19 protein-coding genes are annotated in these 21512 nt (G+C 65.8%); 14 read left to right on the plus strand and 5 right to left on the minus strand.

Translation table 11 applies throughout. From position 1 onward, the window contains the following. Nucleotides 1-426: 426 nt before the first annotated feature. From groL to ACVT6V_RS07955, 5 genes are all read left to right on the plus strand, one after another. Nucleotides 427-2052 (plus strand): chaperonin GroEL, encoded by a 1626-nt coding sequence (gene groL / locus ACVT6V_RS07935; RefSeq protein WP_489899261.1) that lies wholly within the window; start codon nt 427-429, stop codon nt 2050-2052. Nucleotides 2053-2322: 270 nt separating this feature from the next. Beyond that, nucleotides 2323-2811 carry a hypothetical protein gene (locus ACVT6V_RS07940; protein WP_489899262.1) on the plus strand — a complete coding sequence of 163 codons (489 nt, stop codon included), beginning with the start codon at nt 2323-2325 and terminating at the stop codon, nt 2809-2811. Nucleotides 2812-3349: 538 nt separating this feature from the next. Continuing rightward, the gene (locus ACVT6V_RS07945) at nt 3350-3754 is read left to right on the plus strand and encodes a hypothetical protein (protein ID WP_489899263.1); all 405 of its coding nucleotides are present in this window, start codon (nt 3350-3352) and stop codon (nt 3752-3754) included. Between the two features lie 336 nt (nt 3755-4090). Further along, nucleotides 4091-4897, plus strand: coding sequence for a tyrosine-protein phosphatase (locus ACVT6V_RS07950; protein ID WP_489899264.1), 807 nt, complete (start codon nt 4091-4093; stop codon nt 4895-4897). Between the two features lie 177 nt (nt 4898-5074). Then, nucleotides 5075-5572 carry a hypothetical protein gene (locus ACVT6V_RS07955; protein ID WP_489899265.1) on the plus strand — a complete coding sequence of 166 codons (498 nt, stop codon included), beginning with the start codon at nt 5075-5077 and terminating at the stop codon, nt 5570-5572. 224 nt (nt 5573-5796) lie between these two features. Here the strand turns inward: ACVT6V_RS07955 and ACVT6V_RS07960 are convergent, their stop codons facing one another. Further along, a complete protein-coding gene (locus ACVT6V_RS07960) occupies nt 5797-6273 on the minus strand; it encodes a PaaI family thioesterase (protein ID WP_489899267.1) in 477 nt (158 codons plus the stop codon). A gap of 123 nt (nt 6274-6396) precedes the next feature. Between ACVT6V_RS07960 and ACVT6V_RS07965 the strand changes: the two genes are divergently transcribed. The 7 genes from ACVT6V_RS07965 (at nt 6397) to ACVT6V_RS07995 (ending at nt 12163) form a co-directional block, all read left to right on the plus strand. Continuing rightward, complete coding sequence (locus ACVT6V_RS07965) at nt 6397-6936, plus strand: TetR/AcrR family transcriptional regulator (protein WP_489900743.1); 540 nt, start codon at nt 6397-6399, stop codon at nt 6934-6936. Between the two features lie 116 nt (nt 6937-7052). Continuing rightward, nucleotides 7053-7730, plus strand: a complete 678-nt coding sequence (locus tag ACVT6V_RS07970) for a DUF4166 domain-containing protein (protein WP_489899268.1) — start codon at nt 7053-7055, stop codon at nt 7728-7730. A gap of 110 nt (nt 7731-7840) precedes the next feature. After that, nucleotides 7841-8281: an SRPBCC family protein gene (locus ACVT6V_RS07975; protein ID WP_489899269.1), complete on the plus strand. Its 441-nt coding sequence runs from the start codon at nt 7841-7843 to the stop codon at nt 8279-8281. Nucleotides 8282-8426: 145 nt separating this feature from the next. Continuing rightward, nucleotides 8427-8945, plus strand: a complete 519-nt coding sequence (locus tag ACVT6V_RS07980) for a DUF6764 family protein (protein WP_489899270.1) — start codon at nt 8427-8429, stop codon at nt 8943-8945. Nucleotides 8946-9031: 86 nt separating this feature from the next. Beyond that, nucleotides 9032-9994, plus strand: a complete 963-nt coding sequence (gene ppk2, locus ACVT6V_RS07985) for a polyphosphate kinase 2 (RefSeq protein ID WP_489899271.1) — start codon at nt 9032-9034, stop codon at nt 9992-9994. A gap of 53 nt (nt 9995-10047) precedes the next feature. After that, nucleotides 10048-10863 carry a hypothetical protein gene (locus ACVT6V_RS07990; protein ID WP_489899272.1) on the plus strand — a complete coding sequence of 272 codons (816 nt, stop codon included), beginning with the start codon at nt 10048-10050 and terminating at the stop codon, nt 10861-10863. 625 nt (nt 10864-11488) lie between these two features. Further along, nucleotides 11489-12163 carry a rhomboid-like protein gene (locus ACVT6V_RS07995; RefSeq protein ID WP_489899273.1) on the plus strand — a complete coding sequence of 225 codons (675 nt, stop codon included), beginning with the start codon at nt 11489-11491 and terminating at the stop codon, nt 12161-12163. On the opposite strand, the gene ACVT6V_RS08000 is transcribed toward ACVT6V_RS07995, so the two are convergent. The 4 genes from ACVT6V_RS08000 to ACVT6V_RS08015 form a co-directional block, all read right to left on the minus strand. Further along, a complete protein-coding gene (locus ACVT6V_RS08000; protein WP_489899274.1) occupies nt 12127-14169 on the minus strand; it encodes a prolyl oligopeptidase family serine peptidase in 2043 nt (680 codons plus the stop codon). The two genes, ACVT6V_RS07995 and ACVT6V_RS08000, sit on opposite strands and share 37 nt — an antisense overlap. A gap of 50 nt (nt 14170-14219) precedes the next feature. Then, the gene (locus ACVT6V_RS08005) at nt 14220-15713 is read right to left on the minus strand and encodes an amidase (RefSeq protein ID WP_489899275.1); all 1494 of its coding nucleotides are present in this window, start codon (nt 15711-15713) and stop codon (nt 14220-14222) included. Continuing rightward, the gene (locus ACVT6V_RS08010; RefSeq protein WP_489899276.1) at nt 15710-17089 is read right to left on the minus strand and encodes a purine-cytosine permease family protein; all 1380 of its coding nucleotides are present in this window, start codon (nt 17087-17089) and stop codon (nt 15710-15712) included. Before ACVT6V_RS08010 ends, ACVT6V_RS08005 begins: the two co-directional genes overlap by 4 nt. A 90-nt stretch (nt 17090-17179) precedes the next feature. Continuing rightward, nucleotides 17180-17893: a GntR family transcriptional regulator gene (locus ACVT6V_RS08015; RefSeq protein WP_489899277.1), complete on the minus strand. Its 714-nt coding sequence runs from the start codon at nt 17891-17893 to the stop codon at nt 17180-17182. A gap of 463 nt (nt 17894-18356) precedes the next feature. Here ACVT6V_RS08015 and ACVT6V_RS08020 point away from each other — a divergent pair, with 463 nt between their 5' ends. Together ACVT6V_RS08020 and ACVT6V_RS08025 are read left to right on the plus strand one after the other, a co-directional pair. Next, the gene (locus tag ACVT6V_RS08020; protein ID WP_489899278.1) at nt 18357-20012 is read left to right on the plus strand and encodes a serine hydrolase; all 1656 of its coding nucleotides are present in this window, start codon (nt 18357-18359) and stop codon (nt 20010-20012) included. Between the two features lie 83 nt (nt 20013-20095). Next, nucleotides 20096-21502 (plus strand): DUF1254 domain-containing protein, encoded by a 1407-nt coding sequence (locus tag ACVT6V_RS08025; protein ID WP_489899279.1) that lies wholly within the window; start codon nt 20096-20098, stop codon nt 21500-21502. Nucleotides 21503-21512 lie beyond the last annotated feature (10 nt).

A 21512-nucleotide genomic window follows, 5' to 3' on the forward strand; every position in this document is an offset into this window, starting at 1 on the left:
CGCGGCGGCCGCCCGCTGACCCCCGCCCAGATCTGCTGGCCCAGATCTGCCGCCACTGAAAACCGCCCGCCCGGATCCGCCCACCACTGAAAACCGCCCGCCCAGATCTGCTGGCCACTCAAAACCGCCCGCCCAGATCTGCTGGCCGCTGAAAACCGCCCGACTCCGGCCCGACGTCGGCGATTCGCCGACGTCGAGCTTCTCAGGGGCGCTTTTCAGGCGCGCTTTACAGGCGCCTGCCGCCGGCCGTCCCGGCCTTGCACTCTCCCTGGGCGAGTGCTAAAACGGTCTTTGGCACTCGCAAGCTGTGAGTGCCAGGTCGGGACGGTGAGACCGGTACCGAATGACACACCGGTCGTCCGTCGCGGGCACCGAGTTCCGGCCATAGATACCTGGTGTCACCCCCTATCGGAGGATCACTTACCCATGGCCAAGCAAATCGCGTTCGACGAAGAGGCCCGTCGCGGCCTCGAGCGGGGCCTGAACAGCCTCGCCGACGCAGTCAAGGTCACGCTGGGACCCAAGGGTCGCAACGTCGTCCTGGAGAAGAAGTGGGGCGCCCCCACGATCACCAACGATGGTGTTTCCATCGCCAAGGAGATCGAGCTGGAGGACCCGTACGAGAAGATCGGCGCTGAGCTGGTCAAGGAAGTCGCCAAGAAGACCGACGACGTCGCGGGCGACGGCACCACCACCGCCACCGTTCTGGCCCAGGCTCTCGTCCGTGAGGGTCTGCGCAACGTCGCTGCCGGCGCCAACCCGATGGGTCTGAAGCGCGGCATCGAGAAGGCCGTCGAGGCTGTCACCGAGTCGCTGCTGAAGAGCGCCAAGGAGGTCGAGACCAAGGAGCAGATCGCTGCCACCGCGGGCATCTCGGCCGGCGACCCGTCCATCGGCGAGCTCATCGCCGAGGCGATGGACAAGGTCGGCAAGGAAGGCGTCATCACCGTCGAAGAGGCTCAGACCTTCGGGCTGCAGCTGGAGCTCACCGAGGGCATGCGCTTCGACAAGGGCTACGTCTCGGGCTACTTCGTGACCGACGCCGATCGTCAGGAAGCCGTCCTCGAGGACCCGTACATCCTGCTCGTGTCGGGCAAGGTCTCGACCGTCAAGGACCTGCTGCCGCTGCTGGAGAAGGTCATCCAGGCCGGCAAGCCGCTGCTGATCATCGCCGAGGACGTCGAGGGCGAAGCCCTGTCGACCCTGGTCGTCAACAAGATCCGCGGCACCTTCAAGTCCGTCGCCGTCAAGGCTCCGGGCTTCGGTGACCGTCGCAAGGCCATGCTGGCCGACATCGCCATCCTCACCGGTGGCGAGGTCATCAGCGAAGAGGTCGGCCTCTCGCTCGAGGGTGCAGGCATCGAGCTGCTCGGTACCGCCCGCAAGGTCGTCGTGACCAAGGACGAGACCACCATCGTCGATGGCGCCGGCGATGCCGACGCGATCGCCGGCCGCGTGGCCCAGATCCGCAGCGAGATCGAGAACAGTGACTCCGACTACGACCGTGAGAAGCTGCAGGAGCGTCTGGCCAAGCTGGCCGGCGGTGTTGCGGTCATCAAGGCGGGCGCGGCCACCGAGGTCGAGCTCAAGGAGCGCAAGCACCGCATCGAGGATGCTGTCCGCAACGCGAAGGCTGCCGTCGAGGAGGGCATCGTCGCCGGCGGCGGCGTGGCCCTGCTGCAGTCGGAGTCGGCCATCTCGGGTCTGTCGCTCGAGGGCGACGAGGCCACCGGTGCCAACATCGTGCGCGTCGCGCTCGAGGCCCCGGCCAAGCAGATCGCGATCAACGCCGGCCTCGAGCCGGGCGTCGTCGCCGACAAGGTCCGCAACTCGCCCACCGGCACCGGCCTGAACGCCGCCACCGGTGAGTACGAGGACCTGCTCGCTGCCGGCATCAACGACCCGGTGAAGGTCACCCGCTCGGCGTTGCAGAACGCTGCGTCGATCGCGGCTCTGTTCCTCACCACCGAGGCCGTCGTCGCCGACAAGCCGGAGAAGAACCCGGCTCCGGCAATGCCGGGTGGCGACGAGATGGGCGGCATGGGCTTCTGATCTGATCAGAACCTCTGCGTCTCCACGCACTCAGGACGAAGGCCGGTCACCCGCGAGGGTGGCCGGCCTTCGGCGTATCTTTGCGGGCGTTCCCCCTTTTTTGCACTGCACCAAGATGATTCGACGATTTGGTGGATATCGGGCAGGGATCTTTCCGGTTACGGTTCACCCCATCATTCGTCCGATTTGAGGGGTATGCCCATGTCTGTGCGAAAGTCCTCGCGAAAGTTTCGTCGATGCTCACGTTGCTTGGTCGTCGCGGCGGGTCTGGTGACCGCGGCAAGCCTGATTGCCGCACCTGGCCTAGCGGCCGCCGCACCCTCCACCGGCAGCGACTCGGGCTCCGCACGCGACTACCTGGACTTGATCCCGGAGGTCATCGACAAGTTGCCGCCCGGGCTGCTCGAACAGTTGGATCTGGGCAGCCTCGACGGCAAAGAGCCGCCGCCGGTGCAGCGATGCAACCAAGAGACCAAGTCCGGGGGACAGGGCGTCACCGAGACGAAGTACCTGTTGGGACGGACCGGGCCCACTGCGTTCACCCTGAGGTATGAGACCTACGATCAGCCCGACAAGATTCAGGTCTTCTACCAGGGCCGGATCATCCGCGACACCGGGTTTGTCGGCGACAACGTAAACCAGGGGACCGGCAGGGTCCGTGTCGAGGTACCGCCCGGACTCCAGAACTTCGTCACCGTGAAGATCACGGGGCCTGAGCAAGGAACACTCTGGGAGTACACGGTGAACTGCCCGTCGTGACGGCACTCTGCCGCATCAAATCTCGGGATCGGCCCTCCGCACGCACTCAGGACGAAGGCCGGTCACCTACGAGGGTGGCCGACCGTCGGCGTCGGTGCGGCCATCAGTCCCCGCACCGCGCGCCAACTGAGGATCGACAGGACCGAACACGCCGAGAGCACGCTGAACGCCGACGCGAACGAGGCGGTCGAGCCGACCGAGAACGACGATCCCACGCACCCGATCGATCCGAACGACCCGATCGATCCGATGCTGAGGGCAGAGTTGCGCGACCACAGACTCAACACGGAGTCGGTCGATCCGATCGACCACAGCGAGCCGTGATCGTCTCTGGGCGCCGAGGAGGATCTCATGTCGGTGCAGTCAGACCCTCGCGTAGACGCCGACATCGTGCAGGCCGCCGGCATGGAAGTCCCTGAACAGTCTTGCCACCGACGTGACCCAACTCCGGAAACCAGGCTTGTGGATCACTCACCTGAGATGGGCTCTCGGGTACGGTGTGGCCGCCTCGAACAGAAGTCGATGAGGACCGGTCGCCGTGGCGACCGCGTCCACCGGCCTCGAGCGCTGCGTCGCCATCGGGGGCGACACCGTTGCTGTCCGGCGCTTCATCAATCAAATGTGGCACCTCGAACTCCGCATGGCAATCCTTCGAATGTGGGGTGGTCGGCGTGTGTCCCCCCTCAAATCTGGGATGGGAAACATTGCGAGCGCCGGTGACAATCATTCTGTGCGATCAAGGACCTTCGTTTGCGTCTGCGCCGAGATTCCAGTGCGCCGAGCCATTTTCGGCGCACTGGAGGCCACCGATGTCGTTTACACGACCATGCCCGATGAATCGCACGTAATCGTCGTATCGGCGGCCACCGACGCCGCGGCGTGCACGGTGCGACAGATCTTCTGCGCAGCGGAATCGATGACGTGCACGTTCATCGAAGAATGAGGCACGGCCGCCGGGACACCGGCGCAGTCGCACCTGTGGCCATCCTGAACCGATTGATGGACAAGCGAACCCACTCCAGTTCTGCCGAAAGGAGATGATGAAATGACCGCGCTGGTCCAACCCATCGAGGCGGAACGGCCCGGCTCGGCGAACTCATCGGCGGCGCGGTCACTTTGCCCGCGGGCTGGGACCGCGTTCTGAGTGCAGGGAACCCCAACTACAGCGACGCCGACGCCACGCAGCTCGCGGAGATCGCCGCCGTGCTCGATCCGCTGGGCATCGTCGGCTGACGGTGCTCAGACCCGGGTGGTCGGGTCGGTCTGCCAGGATGGAGCCATGACCGACCCGACCACGGAGCGTTTCGAACTCACCACCGTCGCGAACTTCCGCGACATCGGGGGCCGTCAGACCGCCGACGGCCGGCGCGTGGTCGCCGGTCGGCTGTTCCGGTCCGCAGCCCTCGACAAGGCGTCTGAAACCGATCGTGCCTTCCTCGCCGGACTCGGGCTCCGCGCGATCTACGACCTCCGGTCGGTCGCCGAGACAGACGCCGAACCCGACCCCGCCATCGACGGCGCGATCGGCGTTCACCTCGACGTCCTGGCCGACGCACAATCGGTCAGCGCACCGGCCAATCTCGACAAGGTGCTCGCGGACCCCGAGACCGTCGCGGCCGCCAACGAGAAACTCGCCGACGGCAGCGGGGTCGAGCGCATGATCGAGGCGTACCGCGAGTTGGTGAACCTGCCGAGTGCGCTGCGCTCCTACGCCGACTTCTTCCGCGGTCTCCTCGACGGATCGCCGGTTCTGTTCCACTGCACCGCCGGAAAGGACCGGACCGGCTGGGCCGCTGCTTCATTCCTCACCCTGTTGGGTGTCGACCGCGACTCTGTCTACGAGGACTATTTACTGACGAATGAGATGTTTCTGCCGGCGATTGCGTCGGTGTTCGACGGCTTCGAGGCCGCCGGCGGTGACCCGGACCTGCTGCGGCCGTTGCTCGGCGTCCAGGAGTCCTACCTCGACGCAGCCTTCGCGGAGATGAATCAGAGATTCGGCACGATCGAGAACTACTTCGCGGAGGGTCTCGGCATCGACACCGACACCCAGGCTGCGCTGCGGGATCGTCACGTCGAGGGCTGAGATTCGGAAGAATTCTTTGCACAGCAGAATTCACTGAAACGCAATCCGATATCGGCTGATGAATAGCACCGAATTCGTCACTGACGATCGAGGACGATTCTATTCTCGATAAACGTGAGGAAAATCGGAATCCAGTTTGTAGCTGCTTTTGTTTGCGTTATCGCGATTGTGTTCGCGGTGCCGGGAGCCGCCTCTGCCGCCGGCTCCTCGGACTTCGGTTTCGGTAGTGGTTCGGGGTCGATCGGAGGCTCCGATCCGGACCGGGTTCATCTGACCGCCGACGGCCGTGGCGGCCGGCTCGACTACACGGTCACCAACGTCCCGAAACCCCCGGGCCGGCTCACTCCACGGGCGTGCAACACGGTGGCCATCGTCGCGGTTCCGGCCGTGCTGGCGGTGCTGCCGTCGCTGTTCGACTACCTCAGCACCGGATCGATCAGCTTCAACGATCTCGTGGCACGGATCCGCCAGAACGGTGCGCTCGCCGGGGTGGACCTCCTCAAGGGCGCCGATGACAACGGCGTGGTCATGGGTTCGTTCGACGTCCGTGCCGGGTTCTACGCCGTCGCTTCAGTCTGCAACATCAGTCCGACATCGCCGATCGGAAGTCTCGATCGGTCGTTGATCGGTGTGGCGTTCGCGGTCGTCGGACCGGGGTTCGGCTCGGGGTCCTAGTGGGGTGTCTCAGAAATAAGCGACTGGTCTCCGGCGTTCGATCGACGCCTGGCCGCGTTGTCGTCGGTCGAGATAGCGCCGCTATCACTCCCTCCTCCGCCTTGCCAGACGCCGATCGCTCCACCGGATACCGGCCACCTATTTCCGAGACACACCACTGGTGGTGGCGCTTGCCGGCGAGTCCGCGCCCGCGGCCCGACATACTTCCCGCAGATGCTCCAGGCTCAGCGGAACACGATGCAGGTCGTGGTCCCGTGTGCGACGAGCTTGCCGTCGTCGGAGTACACCTTGCCCTCCGCTGTCGCGGTGCGCCCGCCCACATGGATGACGCTGCCGATCGCGGTCAGTTCGCCGGCGTCGACGGCCACCGCCCGGATGTAGTTGATCTTGAGTTCGAGCGTCGTATAGCCGACGCCTGCGGGCAGCGTGGTGTGCACCGCGCATCCCATCACCGAGTCGAGCAGGGTTGCACAGATGCCGCCGTGGACCGTGCCCAGCGGATTGGCGAAGTCGGCCTGCGGGGTCACGGTGAAGGTCACCCGGCCCTCCTCGATCTCCTTCGCCGACATCCCGAGAAGCCGCCAGATACCGGGCCGATCGGGGTCGGGTTCGCGCATCGCCGCGCGCAACAGTTCCAGGCCGCTCATGGCGGAAGGCTCCAGAATCTCCGTGTCAGCGCTCATGACTATGTAGGATGGCATAGATAGCAGCGATTATGAAGGCCTGCATAGGGGAGTGTGATGAATTCGAGCGACGGGCCCTTTGCGGCAACGTCTCTGGATGAATCGCGGGTCCGTGCCACCGAGTGGGGTCCACGCGAGCGGATGGTGGTCAACGCGGCGGATCTGATCGGCCGTGACGGCGTCGCGGCCACGTCGATCGGTGATGTCATCGCGGCGAGTTCAGCGCCGCGCGGGTCCATCTACCACCACTTTCCCGGCGGAAAGACGCAGCTGATGACCGAAGCCGTGCGCTACGCCGGCGACTTCATGGCCGCGCGCATCAGCAGGGAGAGCTCGGCCACCCCCGCAGAGGCAGTTGCCGAGATCGGCGACGTCTGGCGGCGGATGCTGGTGAACACCGATTACGAGTTCGGCTGCCCGGTCCTGGCCGGGGGATTGGCGCGCCGGTCCGAGCCCGCGGTCGCCGACGAGGCAGAACAGATCTTCGCGCGATGGACCCGGCTGATCTCGGCTCGACTGGTCCACGAGGGTGTGGAGGTCGAACGGGCCGACGCGCTGGCCGACCTGGTCATCGCCGCGATCGAAGGGGCCGTCGGGCTCTGCCAGACCCAGCGGACGGTCGAACCCCTCGACCGCGTGATCGCCGAATTATCCCGGCTCTGCGACGCTGCGGCCACATGACGGGGACGCCCGAGATGTACGTCACCCTCGCGATCGCGTAGGTTCTTCTCCCAAAGCACGAGTGCGTCTGGCGGTTCACCGCGGCGACGCCTGGGTGTCACGGGGAGGTAGACGTCATGACGCCGGTGTACCGGCACATCCTGGGCTCGGATTTCGATCGCCTTCATCCCAATGTTGCATGGCGGTACAGCATCGATTCGACCTCGGGGGTGGCCCAGATGGCCACCGGGATCTATGAATCGGTCTATGTGACCTCCGCCTTGCCGCCACCGTTCTTCTGGCATTACGCGAAGCGCAACGCCTTGCCGTCCAAGAGCAGCAGAATGGTCCCGTTCACGCAGGGCCACTACTGCTACGTCGACGAACTCGGCCGCGAATGCCTTGCCGTCCTGCGCGACTTCCAGTACACGACGGGCACCCGAAGTCTCAATTCGTTGTTGGTCTCCGGCAGCGGTGGCCTTGTCGACTACTTCGGTGACGGACCCGAACTGCTGTACCCGATCGAGCCGTCGGTGACCAAGTCCGGCGAACTCCTGCTGGAGAGCGGGCCGATGCGATGGCTCGGGCGCGGCCCCAAGATCGGGATGCGGGGCATGTTCGCCACACAGATGAAGTACATCGAGGGCTGGGACGACGCGCGGCAGCGGTTCCGGTGCGATGCGACGGTCCGCAACCCGGTCATCGGCGAGATCCTGCACTTCCGTGGCTGGTTCACCGCCACCGACCAGGCATGCACTGTCCGTGACATCCCAGACGAGGCCTGGCCACTCAACCTGGTCGATCGGGAGCAGTAGGCGCCACGAGACGGCGGTGCCCGACTCCGTCGTGAGCGCGGTGCGATCACGAATCGGCACACCGCGTGGTTCGACCCACCACGCTCGCGCGGCACGGTAGGTTCTCTGCCATGGCTGTCTCCGCGAAAACCGAGTTCGATGTTGCTGCACCACCGTCGGTCGTGATGGAAGTGCTGTTGGATGTGGAGTCTCTCCCGGAATGGTCGGGTCCGCACAAGGAGGCGGAGATCCTCACCTCGCACGACGACGGCTCGCCCGACCAGGTGCGCGTGGTGGTGACCGCTGCGGGTATCTCCGATGAGCAGACCCTCAACTACAGCTGGACCGAGAACACCTGCACCTGGGACCTCATCAAGGCCAATCAACTCAGTGATCAGCACGGTATATACGTTGTCACCCCGACCGAGGACGGTTCGCACATCGAGTTCACCCTCGACGTCGAGTTGAAGATCAAGATGCCCGGCCTCATCGTCAAGCGGGCCCAGAAGATGGCCGTCGACACGGCCCGCAAAGGATTGACCGCAGAGGTCGAGCGCCGCGCTGCCGGCTGACCCGGGGGCCGCCTGGCCTGTTCGGCGTCGATGCGTTGGACACAGTTCGGCCACCCGCTCCGCAGGGTGCGCGGGTTGGTGGGTACGCTGACTCTCGGATGCTGGCGCACTGTGCGTCCCGCGGCGAACGAGGAGGTCAAATCCTATGCGTATCAACAACCTTGGGACCCGCGCTGCGGCGCTGATGATCGGTGGGTCGGCGTTGGCCGCGATGATCGGACTCGGCGGCGGTCATGCGGCTGCCGCGACGACGTGTTCGGCGGCCGACGGGCATCAGATCGAACATGTCGTGGGCACGGGTGGGTGCGGCGCCAAGGCCGGTCCCGGCAGCCATGCGCAGGCCGAGGAATCCAGCGGCGCCGGGACTGCGGTCGCCGTGGCCGATTCCGGTGGCAACGCGAACGCGCGTAATCTGCAGCCCGGTTCGACGGCGCTGTCGGGAGCCAACACGGGCGGTAACTCGTACTCGGTGACCACCGGGCCCAAGGCGTTCTCGCTCGCCCAGGCGCGACAGGGCGGAACGACAGTCGCTGTCGGCGGTTGGGGCGGCGCGGCGATCGCCGGTGCGGGCGGAGTGCTCTGCCAGGGTGGTTTCGCCACCGCCTATGACAGCACCACCGGCAAGGCATGCCTGCGATCGGGTTCGATCGACCTGCGCAACTGAGTCGGATCGGACCGGATCACATTCCGGGTCTGGCGCGTTCACCTGCTTGCAACCCGTCATTCGGTCGATACGCATATCGTTGAGGGGTGACCGAGTTACACGATCCTGTCCTGGGTTCCTCAGCCGAGATCGGGCCCGATTTCAGTGTCCTGAACGGCCGCGAGGCGTTGCAGAAGCTCGTCGATCTCCGTAATACCGCGCAGTTCACGGTGAACGACGACGATGACGACGACCCGGTTTTGCTCACGCTGCCGGAACGTAACGTCGTCGACACCTGGCGCCAGGACTACCCGTACGACGAGCGGATGAGCCGTCGCGAGTACGAGGTGACCAAGCGTCGACTGCAGATCGAGCTGCTGAAACTGCAGAAGTGGTCCAAGCAGACCGGGCAGCGCCACCTGCTCGTGTTCGAAGGACGGGACGCCGCAGGCAAGGGTGGAACCATCAAGCGGTTCAACGAACATCTCAACCCCCGCGGCGCTCGCACCGTCGCGCTGGAGAAGCCCAGCGAACGCGAATCGACCGAGTGGTACTTCCAGCGGTACGTGCAACACCTGCCGGCGGGCGGCGAGCTGGTCTTCTTCGACCGCTCTTGGTACAACCGTGCCGGAGTGGAGCGCGTGATGGGCTTCTGCACACCGGATCAGTACGACCAGTTCATGAATCAGGTGCCGGCATTCGAGAAGATGCTCGTCGACGACGGCATCAACCTGGTCAAATTCTGGTTCTCGGTGACCCCGCTCGAACAGCGCACTCGGTTCGCGATCCGCCAGATCGACCCTGTGCGGCAGTGGAAGCTGTCGCCGATGGATCTGGCGTCGCTGGACAAATGGGATGCTTACACCGGTGCCAAGGAAGCGATGTTCGCCGCCACCGACACCGACCACGCACCGTGGACCGTGGTGAAGAGCAACGACAAGAAGCGTGCCCGCATCAACGCGATGCGCTATGTGCTGAGTCTGTTCGACTACGAGGGCAAGAACGCCGAGTTCGTCGGTGCCCCTGACCCGTTGATCGTCGGACGTGCAAGCGATCTGGTCGACGAATAGCCATCTGAGCGACCTCCGCGTCGACCTCGCCGTCGGCCGGTAGCCTCGTGACCGTGCGGACATTTCTGAGCGGACTCCTGACCTTGGTGGCAATGGCCGCGATCGTGCTGGCATTCCCGTCGCTCTGGGTGAAAGAACGTCTCGTCGATCCCGATGGCTTCGTCGCCACGATCACGCCGATGGCCCAGAACGAAAAGGTCCAGGACTATCTGGCCGGTCAGATCGCCGACGAGATCACGAACAGGGTGGGTATCCCGGCGACGTCGGTGGTGGCCGAGCCCGCGGCCCGCGCCTACACGCACAGTGATCAGTTCGAGGCGGATTTCGTCGATGTCGTGTCGCAGCAGCACGCCTGGTTGTTCGATCCGCCGCCGCCCGACGGGAACACCTCGGTGATGCAACTCGACATCACCGACATGGTGAACCGGGTCATCGCCCAGACAGGTGTGGGTGCGCGAGTCTCCGGCCCCATCGTCGTGCCGCTGAACCGCGGCGGTTCGGGGCTCGAGGCCGGTCGCTATCACGATGTCGGCAAGCAGATCACCTCGACGGCATACCTGTCGCTCGTCGTGGCCGTGGCGGCCGGCCTGTTGGCCCTGCTCATCGCGCGCCGACGATCCGTGGTCGTGGTCTGGCTGGGTGTCGGTGTGATCCTGTCGGCCGCATTCGCCTGGGCCGTGGCACTGTTCTTCGCCGACCGGGCCAAGCAGGAGGTCGAAGCAGCCGAGGAAGGCGGACGTGAGGTCGCCTCGGTGGTGATCGACGGTGCCGCCGACAACCTCCAGCATCTGGCGCTCATCGTCGGTGCGGCCGGGGTCGCTGTGGTGGCAGTCGGGATTCTCGGCCGTGTGATCATCGGCCGACGGTGACCTATTCCGATCCGATTACGGGTGACGCGTGGCTGCCACGACCGCGTGCCCAGGTCTGGTGCCGTACAGATCACCGCAGAGCGATGTCGAGTGGATGATCCACTCCGCGACCCGCTCCGGTGATCCCGGTGGACCCTGTGAAGGGTGGTGCCTCGGGGACCGGGGAAGTGAGCTCGCTGAAATCGACGGGCGACCCCCCCGATCCCTGAGGAGGCCCGGAGCGATAGCGAAGGCTATGCCCACCCCGATCCCTGAGGAGGCCCGGAGCGATGGCGAAGGCTATGCCCACCCCGATCCCTGAGGAGGCCCGGAGCGATGGCGAAGGGCCGTCACGAAGGGTCGGCCCTTCGTGACGCTCGCAAGCTCGCTCCTCAGGGACCGGGGGACGCTCGCAAGCTCGCTCCCTTCGTGACGCTCGCAGGCTCGCTCCTCAGGGCGGCGCCTCAGGGACCGGGGGACGCTCGCAGGCTCGCTCCCGTCGTGATGCTCGCAGGCTCGCTCCCTTCGTGATGCTCGCAGGCTCGCTCCTCAGGGCGGCGTCTCGGGGCGGCGCCTCGGGGCGGCTCCTCAGGGCGGCACCTCGGAGACAGGGACCGAAAGGCCGCCACGTCATTACGATGGATTCGTGACCGCCGTGTGGCGCTACCTCCGCAGCGCGCCCCTCACCTTCATCTGGTTGGTGATACTGCTGGTCACGACGATCGTTCAACGATCACTGAGTGAGCACGAACTCGACGAGGTGCTCGGCGAGCGGTCGACAAACCTGCATCACCTCACCACCGACCCGGTGGATGTGCTGGTCACCAGCCTGTTCTGGATCGACGGAGAGTACTGGTTGCCGTACCTGGTGCTGTTCTGCGTGTTCCACCAGCCGGCCGAACGTTGGCTCGGGTCTGGTCGTTGGCTGATCATCGGACTCAGCGCGCACGTCATCGCCAGCTACGTGAGCCAGGGTCTGCTCGGCCTGGCCATCCGGCTCGGCTCGGCAAGCACCTCGATGGTCAATGTCACCGACGTCGGCGTCAGTTATTTCCTCGCGGCCATCGTCGGAGTTCTCACCTACCGCATCGCCTACCCATGGCGATGGATCTATCTTGTCGGCATTCTCGTGGTGTACGGCCTACCGCTGGCGGTCGATCTGAATTTCACCGCCATCGGCCACTTCACATCGCTGGTCATCGGTCTGGCGTGGTATCCGATCACGCGCGGCCGCGATGCGGCGCCGTGGAATCCGATCGACACGGTCCGCCGCATCGCCGGCAGTCATTCCTTGGACAGGGTGCGCCACAGGAACTCGTAGGCCAGCGCCGACTTGAACGCCGCCTGCTTGTTGTCCGCGGCGCCGCCGTGGCCGCCTTCGATGTTCTCGTAGTAGGCGACCTCGTGCCCCAATTCCTCCAGCCGCGCAACAAGTTTGCGGGCATGGCCGGGATGCACACGGTCGTCACGGGTGGATGTGGTCACCAGTATCGCCGGGTAGTCCGCGTCGGCAGAGAGGTTCTGATAGGGCGAGAACGGCTCCATATACGCCCACTGTTCGGGATCGTCCGGGTCGCCGTACTCGGCCATCCACGACGCACCGGCCAGCAGCAGGTGGTAGCGGCGCATGTCGATGAGCGGAACCTGGCAGACCAGTGCGCCGAACAGGTCTGGGTACCGCGTCAACATCACACCCATGAGCAGGCCGCCGTTCGACCCCCCCTGGGCACCCAGCTGCTCCGGCGTCGTCAGCCCGGCCTCGACCAATGCCCTTGCAACGCTTGCGAAGTCCTCGTAGACGAGATGTCTGCCGGCCTTCTGTGCCTGGGTGTGCCAGGACGGGCCGTACTCGCCGCCGCCACGAATGTTGGCGATGACGTAGATGCCGCCGCGGGCAACCCAGCCCCGCCCGGCGATCGCCATGTACCCGGGGGTCAGCGAATTCTCGAATCCTCCGTATCCGTACAGCAGTGTGGGTCCCGATTCCACCTCGCTGCGGCGGACGACGAAGTACGGGATCTGGGTGCCGTCATCGGACGTGGCGAAATGTTGCTCCGCCACAACGTCGTCGGCGTCGAAGAACGACGGCGACTGCTTGATCACGTCGGGCCCCGAGCCCGACTCCCCGTGGAGCAAGCTGGGCGGCGTGGTGAATGAACTGGCCGACCAGAAGATCTCATCGCTGTCGTCCGGGTCGGTGTCCAACACGGAAATCGTTGCCAGGGCGGGCAGTCCCGGCGTCTCGATCGGTTCCCAACTCCCGAGACGGAGCGTCGACACCTGCGTCTGCACATCGTGCAGGGTGGTGAGGATCAGATGGGACTTGGTGAACGAGTAGTCGCTGAGGCTGGTGTGGGCGTCGGGCTCGAACAGCACGGTCACCTCGCGACCGCCGGCGAGATAGTCCTCATAGTCGAAGCACATGAGGGTTCCCGGGGCGTAAGGAGTCTCGCCGATGACCCACTCGGTTCTGGGCATCACGAACAGCCAGTCGTACCGCACGCCAGAGTGGGCGTCGGTCGGCACGTCGATCAGGATCTTCTCGCCGTCGCGGAGTTCGTAACGCAACGAGTTGAAGAAATCGGTGGCCCGACTGGCGAAATGGCGTTCGTAGCCCGGCGTGTTGTCATACCCGACACCCGCGGACACATCGTCGACCTCCCCGGCGAACACGTCGACGGCATCGGCCAACGGCGTTCCGCGCGTCCATCGGCGGGTGATCCGTGGGTAGCCGGACGTGGTGAGCGCCGACGTCCCGTCCGGCTGTTCACCGAAATCGGTTCCGACGTAGACGGTGTCACGGTCGATCCAGCCGATGCTGGATTTGTTCTCCGGCAACTCGAAACCGTCGGTGACCCAGTCGCGTGTCACCAGATCGAACTCGCGGATCACCGTGGCGTCGGCGCCTCCACGCGACAACGACACCAGCGCGTGACGGTACTCGGGGCGCAACACGGCCGCACCGGACCACACCCAGTTCTCGTCCTCGGCGGCTGCCAGCGCGTCCACATCGATCAGCACATCCCACTCGGGCGAATCGGTCCGATAGGACTCCAGCGTGGTCCGCCGCCACAGCCCCTTCGGATTCGTCGCATCGCGCCAGAAGTTGTAGAGGTACTCGCCGCGACGGCGCACATAGGGAATGCGGTCGTCGGTGTCGAGAATCTCCAGCGCCTCCGCCTCCAGCGCAGGGAACCGGTCACCCGACGACAGGTCATCGACCGTGGGTTGGTTGTGAGCCCGCACCCAGTCGAGCGCCCGATCGCCGGTCACGTCCTCCAGCCAGAGATACGGGTCGTCGGTGTGGGCGTCGTTCGGTGCGGACATCGTGCGTACAGCCTTTCCTCGTCACGGTGGCGCGGCGAGTTCGGTACTGCTCAGGCGTGCCGCGCGCCGAGATCCAACCTAGCGCGTTCGCCCATATGGACGTCGGGTGAGCCGGTCGCATCGGCCAGGATGGATTCGCACGCCGCCGCGACCCGCAGTACCGCGGCATCGCCGAGGTGGCGTCCGACGATCTGCATCCCCACCGGCAGCCCGTCCCGGGTGCGGCCGACCGGCACGCTGATGGCCGGCTGACCGGTCAGGTTGGCGACAAAGGTGAACCCCTGCCACGCGGTGTCGGACACCTGCCGACCGTCGATGACGGTGGGTCCCTGAACATCCACCTCGAACGGCGGAACGCAGGTCGTGGGGGTGATCAAAATGTCATGCCCGCCCATCAGCGCGGCCATCCGGTTGACGATGGACTTGCGCCACATCGTCGCACCGGTGAAATCCTCGGCTGACCACCCCCGGCGCAGCATCCCGACCAGGTGCGGCGACATCTGATCACCGATCTCGTCGACCATCCTGCGCATGCCCACCAGGTCGGTCTCGGACATGATCAGTGCGGTGAACTCGTCGCCGGGTTCGCTCCAGCCCGGGTCGACGGGGTTGACCGACCACGACAGAGTGTCGGCCAGCCGGGAGACCGCTTGCTCGATCGCCGTGCGAACCTCGCGATCCACCGCCAGATAGCCGAAGTCCATGCTGAACGCCACCTGCAGGTCACGAGCTCCTGACGGATCGCGTCGCAGCCCGGGAACGATCGCATCCCAGTCGACGTCACCGGACGGGATCGTGTGGCGATCTCGTGGGTCGGGCCCGGCGAGCACCGCCATCACCGAGCACACGTCCTCGACGGTTCGGCAGATCGGCCCGATGTGTTCGATGCTCTCCCAGCCGGAGACGCCGGGATGGCGGGGATCACGGCAGCCCGGGTACACCGGCACGCGGCCCATCGACGGTTTGAAGCCGACGAGTGAGGTGAACGCGGCGGGAATCCGGATCGAGCCCCCGCCGTCGCTGCCCAGTGCGAACGGGACGATGCCGGCGGCCACCGCGGCCGCCGACCCTGCGCTCGACCCGCCGGGGGTGAGCCGGGTGTCCAGCGGATTGCGGGTGGTCGGGAACAGTGGATTCGTACCCGTTGCGCTGTAGCCGAATTCGCTGGCATTGGTTTTGCCCAGACTGATCGCCCCGGCCGCGGAACACCGCTCCACCACGATGTCGTCCTCATCTGGGACGAAGTCGCGGTAGGCGACCGAACCCGACGTCGTACGAACGCCTTTCGTGCAGATGAGATCCTTCACACCATAGGGCACGCCGGCAAGCCGACCCACTGGCAGGTCCGCCGCGACGTGGGCGTCGATCGCGGCGGCCGCCTCGAGTGCGAGATCTGTTGTCGGCGTGCAGAAGGCGTGGATCTCATGATCGATGGCGGACTGCCGTTCGACTGCCTCGGTGACGATCGAGGTGGCGGTGGCCGCGCCGCGGCCGACGGCGTCGGACAACTCCGACACCGGCGGCCATGGCTGCGGACCGATCATGCGGGTACCGCCGGCGCAGCCGAACGCTCGGCGGTCGTGTCCGCGTCGGCGGGCGACGACGAACGGTCGAGCGCCTTCTCGTAGATCCAGAACACCAGGGCGGCAACGACGATGCCGACCAGCGCATCCACCGATCCGGGCACCATGTAGTGCGACACCGTCGCGACGGCGGCGCCGATCACCCACGCGGTGAAAGCACTGGCCCGCAGCCGCGTGGCCGCCCCGGCCGACCGCTTGAGGACCAGCTGATCGACGATGAGGATGGCGCCGATCGGCGGCACGAAGATCCCCAGGATGTTGAGCCAGTCGAGGAAGTACGACCACACGCCGGTCAGGGCGATCGCCGCACCGAGGACGCCGAGACCGACGGCGACCGGACGCATCGTCAGCTTGGTGATGCCTGACCAGCCGACCGCGCCGTTGTACAGACAGTGGCTGGCCACGCTGCCGAGATTGGCGAAGACGAAGAACACGGCCACGGCCGTCAGGATCGTGCTGTGTCCGGTCAACAGGCCCAGGAAGCCGCCGCCGTTGGACGCGGGGTCGGTGGACCCGCCGACCGCGACGACCAGACCGCCGATCGCGTAGGCGACGAAGTTGGACACCGGAAAGGCGGTGAATGTTGCTGCGACTGCCGACTTTCCGGTCTTCGACCAGCGGGTGAAGTCGGCGGTCATGGTGCCCGAGTCGGCGAATCCGGCGATCACGATGCCGACCGCGGCACCGAATGTGAGTGCGGTTCCGGAGCCCTGGTATCCGACGACGTCGCCGACGGACAGACTGTTGCCGGTGGCGCCGTAGTACAGGGCGATCCCGCCGAGGATGAGGAACAGCGGGGTCGCGATCATGCCGAGCCACGAGAGTGCGCGGATACCGACGGTGGTCAGCCCGGTGTAGATCACCGCGCCCAGGGCGGCCGCAAGGATCGGCGACCACCCGAGGGCGTCGTGCATGGTGGTGCCCGTGAGCCCGATCTGGAAGGAGAACCAGCCGATGACCACGGTGGCGAGGAAGCCGGTGGCGATCAGCCGGCCGGTGGAGCCGAATGTCGCGAGCGCCTGCAGGGAGAAACTCCGTCCGGTCTTGCCGGCGATGTAGCTGAGCGCGCCGACATAGCCGAACAGGACGAGATTGCCGAGGAGCAGGGCGATCATCCCGTTGGTGAAGCCGAGGTTGTAGACGACCACCCCGCCGAACACGGCGTTGCCGAGGTTCATCGGGAAGCCGAACCACACCGCCGCGATCGACGCCAGGCTGCGCCGGGCACTGACCGGGACGGGCTCGTGCTCATACTCTTCGCCGAGTTCGGCGGCCAGGTCATGGTGATGACCCTCTGCATGCTTCTCGGCGTGGTGTTGATGGACGTCATGTGTCATGATGTGATTCCTTGCAGGAGGCCGCATGCTGGCACATGCGGTGTTCGGGTGGAGTGAAGAGCGGTACGCGGCGACGGGTACCGAGCGAGATCAGCCTGCGACGGCTGCGTCTTTGGAGCGATCCCCAAAGAGGTGTGTGAGTACGCGGCGGCGATTGACGCGTACATGTTCGGCGGCGAGCCGGGCCGATTGTTCGCCGTCCTTGGCGATGATCGCCTCGAGCAGTTCCTCGTGCTCGGCCCAGAGCTGTTCGGGTTCGCTGTTCTGGCGGAATATCCAATGCAGGCGCCCCTCGAGAGGTTCGAGGATCGAGGTGAGCAGATCGTTGCGCGACAGACTGTTCACTGCGTCGTGAAACTGTTCGTTGAACTCGTGGAGTGCCGGTCCGTCCCCCGACTCCAGGGCCTTGCGGGCACGGTTGCGCAGGGCGACCAGGCGCGCCGCGTCCTTCTTCGTCAGCTGCTCGGCGGCCCTGCGGAACACCAGGCTCTCCAATGCTTCCCGGACGTCGAACAACTCCAGGACGTCGCGCCGCGAGAGCTTCTTGACGATGACACCGCGGGTGGCCAGCATCTCGACGAAGCCCTCGGTGTTCAACATGCGCAAGGCCTCGCGGACGGGGAGTCGTGAGACGCCGAAGTCGGCGGCGACGTCACGCTCCACGATGCGGTCACCGGGCTGGTAGGTGCCGTCGATGATGCGCTCGCGGAGTTGATCCCTGATCGACTCGCGCAGCGGCCGTCCGGCGGACTCGTCCGCCGACACCATCTCCAGCTTTGAGCCTGTGTGGTGATGTTGTGCCATCGCCTGGTGACTTTCCGTGAGGTTCGGGACCCGCCTGTTTGGGATCCCAAAATCAAACTAGGGAGCCGTGCCGTCTGCGTCAATCGTTGGTGTCGCCGCAGCTCAACGGGGCGTTTGTAACGTCATAAGCCCAGCTCAGGCCCCGATTGAAGGATGATCTCGTGCGCGATCTGTTCAAGCGCATCGCATCAGTGAAAGATATTGGTAGACAAGGAGATAAGAGAAAATATGGCGACATCATCGGTCAGTTTTGGGATTCCAAAAGCGTAACCTGACGTTCCCATTCGGCCGATTCTGAGTAATACCGCTGTAACACGACGAAACCCGACTCCGACCGAGGGCGACGCCGCCCGAGTCCGGCGAAAGTGCCACCACGCAGGGCGTTCGTAGATATTCTGGGCGCGGTCGGACGTCGTGCCGTCCCTGCCGCTGATGGCATGCCTCGAGGAAGCAGGTTGGGCTCATGGTCGTTCGATCGTCGGCGGGCCGGCGGGATCGCCGCTCGGTCGCCATCGTGGGCGTGGCGGTGGTCGCAGTTGCCGGACTCGTCGCTGCCTGTGACACCGGGTCGTCGGGTTCGGGGTCGTCGGAGTCGGCATCGTCGTCGCCATCGTCATCGGCTCCCGGAAATCCGAACGCCGCGGTCGCTGATCCGTTACCGGACAACGCCGTGGACAACGCGGTCGGACAACTCGACGATCTCGTCGCATCGCTGATGGACTCGACCAAGATCCCCGGCATGGCGGTGGCCGTGGTGCATGGCGATCAGACCGTGTACGCGAAGGGGTTCGGCGTCGACGAGGTGGGCACCGACCGAAAAGTGGATGCCGACACGGTGTTCCCGCTGGCGTCGATGTCGAAGCCGATCGGGTCCACGGTGATCGCCACTCAGGTGACCGACAAGGTCGTCGACTGGGACACGCCTGTAGCGGCGAATCTGCCCGGCTTCGCCCTGTCCGATCTCTATGTCACGCAGAACGTGACGATCGGCGACATGTACGCGCATCGTTCAGGTCTGCCCGATCATGCGGGGGACAAGCTCGAGGACATGGGTTACGACCAGCAGCAGATTCTCGCCCGCCTGCGCTATGTGCCGCTCGACCCATTCCGGATCACATACAACTACACCAACTTCGGTGTCACCGCGGCCGCGGAATCCGTGGCACGTAAGGCAGGGGACGACTGGGGTGCGTTGTCGGAGAAGACGATCTACGGACCCCTCGGCATGACCCACACCAGCTCCAGCTTCAGTGATTTCGAAGCACAGTCCGACCGGGTCGTCGGCCATGTGAAGGTCGACGGCAACTGGGTCAAGACTCCCGCACAGCGCGACCCCGACGCGCAGGCCCCGGCGGGTGGCGTGTCGTCGTCCGTCGACGACCTGACCCACTGGCTGGCGATGCTGCTCGCCGAGGGCAAGTATCAGGGCAAGCAGATCGTCGGCGAGGAGGCTTTGACGACCGCGGTGACGCCTCAGATGATCTCGTCGCCATCAGCGTCCCCCGACGCCCGCGCGGGTTTCTATGGCTACGGATTCAACTCCTCGGTCACCGAGGGGGGTCGCACCCAGTACAGCCACTCCGGCGCATTCGGGATGGGCGCCGCCACGAACTTCCTGGTCCTCCCGTCGGCCGATGTCGCGATCGTCGCACTGTCGAACGCGTCGCCGATCGGAGCGGTGGAAGCGCTCACGGGCGAGTTCGCCGACCTGGTCCAGTTCGGCGAGGTCCGCCATGACTGGCGCGCGCTCTATGGTCATGCGTTCGACGAGATGAACCAGCCGTCGGGGAGTCTCGTCGGACAGCAGGCACCCGCGAATGCGGCCGCGGCGCAGCCCCTGTCGTCGTATGTCGGTACCTACCGCAACGACTTCTACGGACCCGCCGTCGTCCGGGAACAGGACGGAAAGCTCGTCCTCGCGATGGGGCCCGACGGTAAGACCACCCACGAACTGACCCCCTGGGACGGCAACACCTTCACTTTCACGCTGCGCAACGAGAACGCCGAACTCGGATCGATCTCGAAGGTCAGCTTCGAACCCGGGGCGACGAGCCAGCGGATGACCATCGAGTACTACGACGACGAATGCAGCGACGGGGTGTTCACCCGAGCCGGCTGACGAGGTCCACCGCGCACCGGACTGTCATCAGATCCTCACCCAGATGTCGCAGCCTGTGCCGTGGCGCCGATTACGCTCGTCGCATGCTCACGGTGTACACGCCGCTCGGAAGGCTGGGTCGTCGCCGACTGTCGGTGGCGGTCCTCGGCCTGATCGCCGTTCTGGCCGCCGGTCTGCTGATGTCGCCGACCGCCCGATCCGCGCCGACGGCACCGGGGTCCGATGTCGCGACCGCCGCGCGCGGCTATGTGTACGGGTATGCGCCTGTCGCGATGGTCCGAACCCGATCACAGCTGCTCTGCCGACGGGCGCCGAATGCGTTGACGAACGTCCCGATCGCGGCGAACCCGCTGATCCGTGCGGTCGTCGCGCCGAACTCGGACACCCTGTACACGACGGCGTTCCTCGATCTGCGCAACGGCCCGGTGACCGTGAGCCATCCGGCGACCGGCGGACGGTACCTCGTGCTGCAGTTCCTGGACATGTACACCGACGTCATCGGGAACGTCGGCGCGCGGACCACCGGGTCGGGAGCCACGGCGGTGACCGTCGTGCCGCCGGGCTACACCGGGCCGATTCCGGCACACTCACGCCGGATGGAATCGTCGACCTGGGATGTATGGCTGCTCGGGCGAGTGCTCATCGCCGGAGACCAGCGCCCTTCCGCTCGTGAGCTGCAGGCCGGCATCCGGCTGACCGTCGGGGCACGCACCGGCCTGCCGGCCGTGGTGCCGCCGCGACTGCGGACGCCCACCTGCACCGGTCGATCCCCACAGAATCTCGCCGCCGACGGGTCGGTCTTCTTCGACGAACTGGCGGACGTGCTCGCTGCCGATCCGCCGCCTGCCCGCGACCGGGCCGCGGTGGCCGGACTCGCGGCGGTCGGCGTGACGCCCGGGTCCGCGCCCAGCCGGGGGCGGTACGCCGGCGTCCTGGGTTCGGCCATTCCGGTGGGAGAGCGCATGGTCGACGTCGCGGTCACCCGGAATCTCGTGCGCCGTGGTTCGTGGAGCACGGTGTCCACCGCCGGGCACTACGGCACCGATTACGCCACCCGGGCGGCGGTGGCGCGCTGGGGACTCGGCGCCAACGAGGCGGCGGAATCGAGGTATTTCCTGGCATCGACGGACACCGCGGGCAGCAGACTCGACGGCTCACGCACCTACGTCATACATCTCCGCGCTGCCCAGCCGCTGGTTCCGGTCAACAGCCGGGAAGGTGGCTGGTGGTCGATCACGATGTATGACGACGGGAACTTCCTGGTACCCAATCTGATCGGTCGTTACTCGCTGGGACCCGACGCGGCCGGACTCACCCGCAACCGCGACGGCTCGGTGGACATCGTGTTGTCGGCGTTGCCGCCGCGTGACCCACGGCAGTTCGCGAACTGGCTGCCCGCGCCGCCCGGGCGGTTCCGCCTCATCTTCCGGCAGTACGTGCCGAGCGACCAGGCCTGGTTCCCGCCCTCGCCGAAGAACCGCGGGAGCTGACGCGGCTCAG

Source organism: Gordonia sp. LMA167 (genome assembly GCF_058130025.1).